General features: G+C 53.0%; 7 protein-coding genes and 1 riboswitch. Of the genes, 2 read left to right on the top strand and 5 right to left on the bottom strand.

Annotated elements, in window-relative coordinates; all coding sequences use genetic code 11:
* Positions 1–256 precede the first annotated feature (256 nt).
* Positions 257–1111, bottom strand: coding sequence for a glutamate racemase (murI, locus tag ABLV11_RS21100; protein ID WP_126489637.1), 855 nt, complete (start codon positions 1109–1111; stop codon positions 257–259).
* Positions 1056–2924: a TonB-dependent vitamin B12 receptor BtuB gene (gene btuB, locus ABLV11_RS21095; RefSeq protein WP_126489638.1), complete on the bottom strand. Its 1869-nt coding sequence runs from the start codon at positions 2922–2924 to the stop codon at positions 1056–1058. The genes murI and btuB overlap by 56 nt, the downstream gene beginning before the upstream one ends.
* 65 nt (positions 2925–2989) lie before the next feature.
* Positions 2990–3172: riboswitch (cobalamin riboswitch) on the bottom strand.
* A 116-nt stretch (positions 3173–3288) separates the two neighbouring features.
* On the opposite strand from btuB, the gene trmA reads away from it, so the two are divergent.
* Positions 3289–4389: a tRNA (uridine(54)-C5)-methyltransferase TrmA gene (gene trmA, locus ABLV11_RS21090; protein WP_123830064.1), complete on the top strand. Its 1101-nt coding sequence runs from the start codon at positions 3289–3291 to the stop codon at positions 4387–4389.
* Between the two features lie 46 nt (positions 4390–4435).
* On the opposite strand, the gene ABLV11_RS21085 is transcribed toward trmA, so the two are convergent.
* Positions 4436–4795, bottom strand: a complete 360-nt coding sequence (locus ABLV11_RS21085) for a YijD family membrane protein (protein ID WP_004107583.1) — start codon at positions 4793–4795, stop codon at positions 4436–4438.
* A gap of 15 nt (positions 4796–4810) precedes the next feature.
* Positions 4811–5446 (bottom strand): HTH-type transcriptional repressor FabR, encoded by a 636-nt coding sequence (gene fabR / locus ABLV11_RS21080; RefSeq protein ID WP_004107582.1) that lies wholly within the window; start codon positions 5444–5446, stop codon positions 4811–4813.
* 196 nt (positions 5447–5642) lie between these two features.
* On the opposite strand from fabR, the gene sthA reads away from it, so the two are divergent.
* Positions 5643–7043 (top strand): Si-specific NAD(P)(+) transhydrogenase, encoded by a 1401-nt coding sequence (gene sthA / locus ABLV11_RS21075; protein WP_004116922.1) that lies wholly within the window; start codon positions 5643–5645, stop codon positions 7041–7043.
* Here the strand turns inward: sthA and oxyR are convergent.
* A complete protein-coding gene (gene oxyR / locus ABLV11_RS21070; protein WP_004107578.1) occupies positions 7026–7943 on the bottom strand; it encodes a DNA-binding transcriptional regulator OxyR in 918 nt (305 codons plus the stop codon). The genes sthA and oxyR overlap by 18 nt on opposite strands.
* Between the last annotated feature and the right edge of the window lie 215 nt (positions 7944–8158).

Raw genomic sequence — 8158 nt, 5'->3', positions numbered from 1 at the left:
TCTGATAAATTGTTAAAGAGCAGTGCAACGCGGCTTTCGCTCACCGTTGCGAGGTCCCGTATAATACGTTTTCCTCATTCAGAGTCAAGCGTTTAATTTCGCTTTTCTCTGCCGGCATTCATCGCTGAATCCCGCTGACCCGGCGGGCTGTAAGCCGTTGTTCCGTGTCAGTGGAGGCGCATTATAGGGAGTTCTGAGACGTTGACAAGCCCTGTTTGCAAAAAATCTTTCAACCGTCTCTTTTTTGTGCAAAACGCTATGAAAGCGGTAATTTTTCCAGCGATTCGAAGCCATAACGCTGCAAAACGCTCAAAAGCTGTTCAGTTTCAGCCGTTAACGCCATACAGTACGCAATATTGGCATCATCCGATTTTGCATCAGGCGCTTCATGCTCTAATAGCCAGGCGGTTCGACGCGCAATCGCCGCCCCGGAGTCGATCATTCTCGTCCCTTCCGGCAGAACCTGCTGCAGCTCCTCTTGTAATAGAGGGAAATGCGTACAGCCCAACACAACCGTATCAGGCGGCTCCTGCATTCGCAGCCAGGGACGCAGAATACGTCGCAGCTCATCCAGCGGAACCGGCTCGCCGTGCAGCTTGGCTTCTGCCAGCTCAACCAGCTCTGCCGATCCCAGCATTTCGATTTTGCATTCATTCGCAAAACGAGCAATCAGTTCGCGCGTATAAGGACGTTTTACCGTCCCGCGCGTCGCCAGCAGACCAACAACGCCATTCGCCGTTAATCGTGCCGCGGGTTTTATCGCAGGAACCACGCCGACAACCGGAAACGCAAATTTGTCGCGCAAGGCGGGGAGGGAAACGGTACTTGCGGTATTACAGGCAATGACGGCCAGCGCCAGGGGGTAACGCTGCTGAACCGCGGTGACAATCTCCAGAACGCGTTCAACAATAAACTCTTCGCTTTTCTCGCCGTAGGGGAAAGCAACGTTGTCGAAAGCGTAGATATAATGCAGATTCGGCAAAAGCTGCCGAATCTCATTGTAAACCGACAGCCCACCGACGCCGGAATCAAACACCAGCACGGTGGGACGTGGATCAGAAGGTGTAGCTGCCAGACAAGTAGTATTCTCGTCCTGCAGTTTGGTAGCCATAAGCTGTCTCGTAATCTTTATCGAACAGGTTAGCTATTTTACCACGAACTGTCAGGCGATCGGTGATCGGATACGCTGCAGAAACGTCTACCGTGCTGTAGCTCGGCAAAATTCTTTGCGTATTGTTGTATTGGGAGGTGTTGTTGTCGTAACGCTTCCCATAATACTGCCACGACACATCCATATCGACATCAAACACGGACCAGTCCAGCTGATATTTTGCCTGTCGTTTAGAACGCCGGGCCAGCACTTCACCGTTATCATCGTTACGCGGATCAACATACTGCAACGTTACGCGATGGCTAAAAATACCGGTATCAATACTTCCCGTCCATTCCACGCCTTTAATCGTGGCGGCATTGATATTGTCGTACTCCCCCTCATAAGTAATAGGATCGGAGTAATAGGTAATCAGATTGCTAATCTTGTAATGGTACGCGGATAAGCGCCAGTCAACAGGGCCGGTAAGCCCTTCCAGCCCCGCCTCCCACTGTTTCGACTCTTCAGGTTTCAGATTAGGATTCGCGTTGATACCAAATCGGGTTGAGCCAAACTGTTGTCCTAAAGAAGGCGCAAGGAAGCCGGTACCGTAACCGATAGTCAGGCGATAATTTTCAATAAACTCCCATCCTGCAGTAGTCTGCCAGGTACCGTGCCAGCCAAACTGCTCATCGTGGTCTTCACGTCCGGAAGCTTCGAGGGTGACATCACCCACTTGCTGCTGGCCCGTCAGATACAGCCCCGTGTTATCACGCTTGTAGGTATCCGACAGCGCCGTATCTGACGACGTTAAACGCTGCTGCTGCCAATCGACCCCTGCGCTGACCGAGCCGTGACCGACAATAACGTTATTGCCCCATTGAAGATTACGCTGCGTCATCCTGTCGAGCGTCGTCCCATCATTATAACGACCATAAATACTGCTGTAGTTATAGTCCTTTACCTTCTGATAGCTGGCGATAAGCTGAGAGGAGTAAATACCGGAATTGAAGTTCAGCCCGGCATCCCAGCTTTGGTTATAGAGCTGGTTTTCATCTGCGCTGTTGGCCGGACTATACGGCGGGCTTCCAAGATCGTAATCAGAGTTGTTGGTGTAGCTGTGTCCGCGGAAGAAACCGTCAAAATTCTCGTTAAATTTATGCTCAAGACTGCCCCAAAACGTTTTATTACGGAAACCATCGCGATCGCCGTCGTGATCCCAGGTTGAATCAGGCTGAACGTTAAAGCCTTTATTGCCCTCATAAGAGCCCGCAACCGTCGCGACCGTATCGCCAAAGCGATGGCGCAGAGTACCGTCATATTGTTGGTACCCTTTAGAACCCACCCCAGCGGTAATTTTGGATTGTTCTTTATCGGAATGCGTAATGACGTTAATCACGCCGCCCATTGCGCCGGAACCATAAATCGCCGAACGCGGGCCGCGGATATATTCAACTCTCTGCACCAGCGATAGCGGAATCTGGTTCAGGTCAGGATTATTGGTGATACCCGGTCGGGCCATGGGAACGCCATCAACCAGAACCAGCACCTGTTTGGCTTCAGTACCACGGATGAAGAGCGAGGAAGATTGCCCCATCCCCCCATTTTGCGCGACGTCCACGCCAGGCAATCGGCGCATTACATCGTTCAAATCTTTCGCCTGCCAGCGATCGATCTCTTCCCGCGTCACAACATCGGTCGGCGCAAGGACCGTGTTGACCGGTTGTTGAAAACGATTTGCTGTCACCACTAACGTATCTGAATTGCTGTCCTGCGCCCAGCCGGAAAAAGCCGTGACGGAGAGCGCCGTCATCAGCGAAGCTTTTTTAATCATTTTAAAAGCATCCGTAATATGCAAAGGATGCCGCCGGCTCTATCAATAGCACGCGATGATAGAAACCAAATGCGACGTATTCCGGCAGGTCTTCGGGCTTGGGGTGTTTAATGGATGAGGACTTCCCGCTAAATAACCGCAGTGTCTGCACTATGCGCTCATCCCACTTTTCCTTACCGCTGCGCGTCAGCTCCAGATTTGCACTGGATTCCCTATTAACTCATAGGACCGGTAACACGATGCTATAATTAGAAACATATAGATGTCCAGACTTCTACGGTGATATTTCCTGATATCATCAGGGCTGGACATCCCCAGCGCTTTCCCTACAATCCCCGCGTACTTATTTTATTCAGGATACATCATGACCCCCGAACACCTTCCTACCGAACAATATGAAGCGCAGCTGGCAGAGAAAGTCGTCCGTTTGCAGAAAATGATGGCGCCTTTCAGCGCCCCGGTTCCGGAAGTGTTTCGTTCGCCGGTCAGCCACTATCGCATGCGCGCAGAGTTCCGCCTGTGGCACGATGGCGATGACCTGTACCACATTATGTTTGATCAGCAGACCAAATCCCGTATTCGCGTCGATACCTTCCCGGCCGCCAGTGAACTCATTAATCAATTGATGACTGCCGTGATTGCCGGCGTACGCGATAACCCGGTACTGCGCCATAAACTGTTTCAGGTGGATTATCTGACCACCCTAAGCAACCAGGCGGTGATATCGCTGCTGTATCATAAAAAGCTCGAGGACGAGTGGCGCCAGCAGGCGGAGCGTTTGCGCGATGCGCTGCGGGCGCAAAACCTGAATGTGCATCTGATTGGCCGCGCAACGAAGACGAAAATCGAGCTGGATCAGGATTATATTGATGAACGCTTACCGGTTGGCGGGCGTGAAATGGTCTATCGCCAGGTAGAGAATAGCTTCACCCAGCCGAACGCAGCGATGAACATCCAGATGCTGGAGTGGGCTATTGATACCACGAAAGGCGCAACCGGCGACCTGCTTGAGCTGTATTGCGGCAACGGCAACTTTTCGCTGGCGCTGGCGCGTAATTTCGATCGCGTGCTGGCAACAGAGATTGCTAAACCATCCGTCGCAGCAGCGCAATACAACATTGCCGCGAACCACATTGATAATGTGCAGATTATCCGCATGTCGGCGGAAGAGTTTACTCAAGCGATGAATGGTGTGCGGGAGTTTAATCGCCTGCAGGGCATCGATCTGAAGAGCTATCAGTGCGAGACGATTTTCGTCGATCCGCCGCGCAGCGGGCTGGATAGCGAAACGGAGAAAATGGTGCAGGCGTATCCGCGTATTCTGTATATCTCCTGCAATCCGGAGACCCTATGCCAGAACCTGGAAACGCTCAGTGATACCCACGAGGTCACGCGCCTGGCGCTGTTCGACCAGTTCCCGTATACCCACCATATGGAATGCGGCGTACTGTTAACGAAGAAGTAAAGCTGCGGCAGGAAACCCGGCAACAGCGCTGTTGCCGGGCGATAGATTATTCAGCGATCGCGCTCTTGCGGTTGCGCACTTTGTAGCCAATCCAGAACACCATAATCACCGACAGAACCGCCGGGAAGAAGTTAGAGCCGATGTCCGGATATTCCGCGCGCACAACGGTGCTATAAACCAGCACGCCGAGAATAAAACAGGCGGCGGCAAGCCCCGGCAGACCCACGGGCATACTACGATTTTGATAGCGCTGATGCAGACAGTAAACCGTCAGCACCAGCGACAAAACAGGGAAAATGGAAAAAGGGACAATTGAACTGAATAGCGCAGCGAAGGTTCCATTAATGGATAAACCTGCGATCAGCGCCAGCAGCAGCGTGCCTCTATCTTGTACTGAGTGTTTCATTGCTCGTCCTTCACGTTATTCGGAATGATTTGAAATTTTTTCTTGTTCACGGCGATACCAATAATACGCGCCTTTCGAGATCATTCTGAGCTGCAGCACCAGGCGCTCTTCCAGCTGCCGACGCTGCTCCGGACCTACATCCAGGGCCTCGGCGCCGGCGCTAAATACGATGGTGACCATAGCTTCAGCCTGCGCTTCGGTAAAGGCGCGCGGCATATGGTTTTCGATTTCTAAATAGTCGGCAAGTTCCGCGATGAAATGCTGAATTTCACGCGCCACGGCGGCACGAAACGCCGCGGATGTACCGGAGCGTTCACGCAGCAGCAGACGGAAGGCATTCGGGTTGTTACCGATGAATTCCATAAAGGTGGAAACAGAGGTACGAATGACGCTGCCCCCTTTGGCGATACGCTGCCGCGCCTGACGCATCAGCTGACGCAGCATCAGCCCGCTTTCATCCACCATGGTCAAACCCAGCTCATCGACATCGCGGAAATGGCGATAGAAGGACGTTGGGGCGATCCCGGCTTCCCGCGCCACTTCGCGCAGGCTCAAGCTGGCAAAACTCCGTTCAGCACTTAGCTGGCTAAATGCTGCTTCCACCAGCGAACGCCGGGTTTTTTCTTTTTGTTGCGCTCTTACGCCCATCACGTTGTCTGAATCCTTCCATAAGCCCTTCCGGCACTATACCAGAGATTAGAACTAATCGGTTTACACTGGATTGTGAATGATTGTTTACGAGCTGTTTCTGCTTTTATGCCGCAAAAAAGCACAACGATAATTGGGTTAAAGCGCGCCGAATGTTATCATCGTGTTTATTTTATGTATAAAACAGGTGAGTAATGCCATGTCACACTCTTGGGATTATGATGCAATTGTGATTGGTTCCGGTCCGGGCGGAGAAGGTGCCGCCATGGGGCTGGTGAAACAGGGAGCACGCGTTGCCGTCATCGAGCGCTACCATAACGTCGGCGGCGGTTGTACCCACTGGGGTACCATCCCGTCAAAAGCCCTCCGCCATGCCGTCAGCCGTATTATCGAGTTTAACCAGAACCCCCTCTACAGCGACCATTCCCGTCTTCTTCGTTCTTCCTTCGCCGACATCCTGAACCATGCCGACAGCGTCATTAACCAGCAAACCCATATGCGTCAGGGTTTCTATGAGCGCAACCACTGTGAAATCCTGCAGGGCAACGCCCATTTTGTCGATGAACACACTATCGCGCTGGAATGCCACGACGGTACCGTGGAGACGGTGACGGCGGAAAAGTTCGTCATTGCCTGCGGTTCACGCCCCTATCACCCGGCAGACGTCGACTTTCATCATCCGCGCATTTATGACAGCGACTCGATCCTCAGCCTGCATCACGAACCGCGCCATGTGATCATTTATGGCGCCGGGGTGATCGGCTGCGAATATGCGTCGATCTTCCGCGGGATGGAGGTCAAAGTGGATCTGATCAACACCCGCGATCGTCTGCTGGCGTTTCTCGATCAGGAGATGTCTGATTCGCTCTCCTATCACTTCTGGAACAGCGGCGTGGTGATTCGTCACAACGAAGAGTACGAAAAGATTGAAGGCGTTGATGACGGCGTCATCATGCATCTGAAATCCGGCAAAAAGCTCAAGGCGGACTGCCTGCTCTACGCCAACGGCCGTACCGGGAATACCGACTCTCTGGCGCTGGAAAATATCGGTCTGCAGACCGATAGCCGCGGTCAGCTAAAGGTCAACAGCATGTACCAGACCGCCCTGCCGCACATCTATGCCGTCGGCGATGTGATTGGCTATCCGAGCCTGGCCTCCGCCGCGTACGATCAGGGGCGCATTGCGGCCCAGGCGCTGGTGAAAGGCGAAGCATCTGCGCATCTGATTGAGGATATTCCTACCGGGATTTACACCATTCCGGAAATCAGCTCGGTCGGCAAAACCGAGCAGCAGCTGACGGCAATGAAGGTGCCTTATGAGGTCGGGCGCGCGCAGTTCAAGCACCTGGCGCGAGCGCAGATTGTCGGTATGAGCGTCGGTACGTTGAAGATCCTGTTTCATCGCGAAACGAAAGAGATCCTCGGCATTCATTGTTTCGGCGAGCGCGCGGCCGAAATTATTCACATCGGCCAGGCGATAATGGAGCAGAAAGGCGGCGGTAACACCATTGAGTACTTCGTTAACACCACCTTTAACTATCCGACAATGGCGGAAGCCTATCGGGTAGCCGCGTTGAATGGCTTAAACCGCCTGTTTTAACGCCGCGTCGAAATGGCCATCCATTTTACTGCGGATGGCCTCCGCCAAATGTTCATAACGGCTACGCAGTGGAGAACCCGGGCGATAAACCAGCCCAACGGTTCGTCTCGGTTCCGGCTTAATGCAAGGCACATAGACCACGCCATCGCGCTTTCTCTCCTGCGGCACGGCTAAGGCGGGCAACAGGGTGATGCCGCTACCGGCAGCCACCATGTTACGCAGCGTTTCGAGACTGGTCGCGCGGAAGTGGGTGTCTTCATCGGCGCCGGCTTCAAAGCAAAAGCCCATCGCCTGATCGCGCAGGCAGTGGCCATCTTCCAGCATCAGCAGTTTTTCACCGGCCAGATCCGACATCGGCACGCACTCGCGGTTTGCCCACGGATGATCTTCATAGATAGCCAGCATCATTGGCTCATCAAACAGCGGCACCTCAATAAAAGCTTCGCTCTCTTTGACCAGCGCCAGAATTGCGCAGTCGAGCTTACCGCTATCAAGCTGGGCCAGCAGCTGATGGGTTTGCGCTTCATGCAGATACATTTCCAGCTTCGGAAAGGTCTGGTGCAGCATGGGGATAATCAGCGGCAGCAGATAAGGGCCAATGGTCGGGATCAGTCCGATATGCAATGGCCCGGACATGGTCTCTCCCTGCTGGCTCGCCATTTCCTTAAGCACTTTGACTTCGCGTAGCACGGTACGCGCTTGATCCACCAGCAGCAGCCCTGCCTGGGTGAACAGAACCTTACGGCTGGTGCGCTCCAGCAACATCACGCCGAGTTCATCCTCCAGCTTACGGATCTGCCCGCTAAGCGTAGGTTGACTGACGTGGCAAGAATCCGCCGCACGGCGGAAGTGGCGGTGTTCAGCTAGCGCTACCAGATATTCAAGATCGCGAATATTCATTATTCATCCTCCATCGCCACGATAGTCCATGGCGATAGATAGAATAGCAACGAACGATTATCCCTATCAAGGTTTCTGTTCAATAATAAACCCATAAATGAGGAAAACTGCAGAAAATCATTGAGCTTCCTCATCAGTTCTCTACCCGGATAACTAAAGCCAACGTGAACTTTTGCGGACCTTGTGTCCGCTTTTTTTTGCATAAAAAAGCCCGG

Origin of the sequence: Klebsiella sp. GW_Kp181 (genome assembly GCF_040062315.1) — a bacterium.
Lineage (GTDB): Bacteria > Pseudomonadota > Gammaproteobacteria > Enterobacterales > Enterobacteriaceae > Klebsiella > Klebsiella oxytoca.
This window is presented reverse-complemented; position numbering and strand designations above follow the sequence as displayed.

Excerpts from the sequence above, each read along its gene's own strand:
- ABLV11_RS21085 (WP_004107583.1), bottom strand. The coding sequence starts at position 4,795 with ATGAAACACTCAGTACAAGATAGAGGCACGCTGCTGCTGGCGCTGATC.
- btuB (WP_126489638.1), bottom strand. The coding sequence starts at position 2,924 with ATGATTAAAAAAGCTTCGCTGATGACGGCGCTCTCCGTCACGGCTTTT.
- oxyR (WP_004107578.1), bottom strand. The coding sequence starts at position 7,943 with ATGAATATTCGCGATCTTGAATATCTGGTAGCGCTAGCTGAACACCGC.
- sthA (WP_004116922.1), top strand. The coding sequence starts at position 5,643 with ATGTCACACTCTTGGGATTATGATGCAATTGTGATTGGTTCCGGTCCG.
- murI (WP_126489637.1), bottom strand. The coding sequence starts at position 1,111 with ATGGCTACCAAACTGCAGGACGAGAATACTACTTGTCTGGCAGCTACA.
- trmA (WP_123830064.1), top strand. The coding sequence starts at position 3,289 with ATGACCCCCGAACACCTTCCTACCGAACAATATGAAGCGCAGCTGGCA.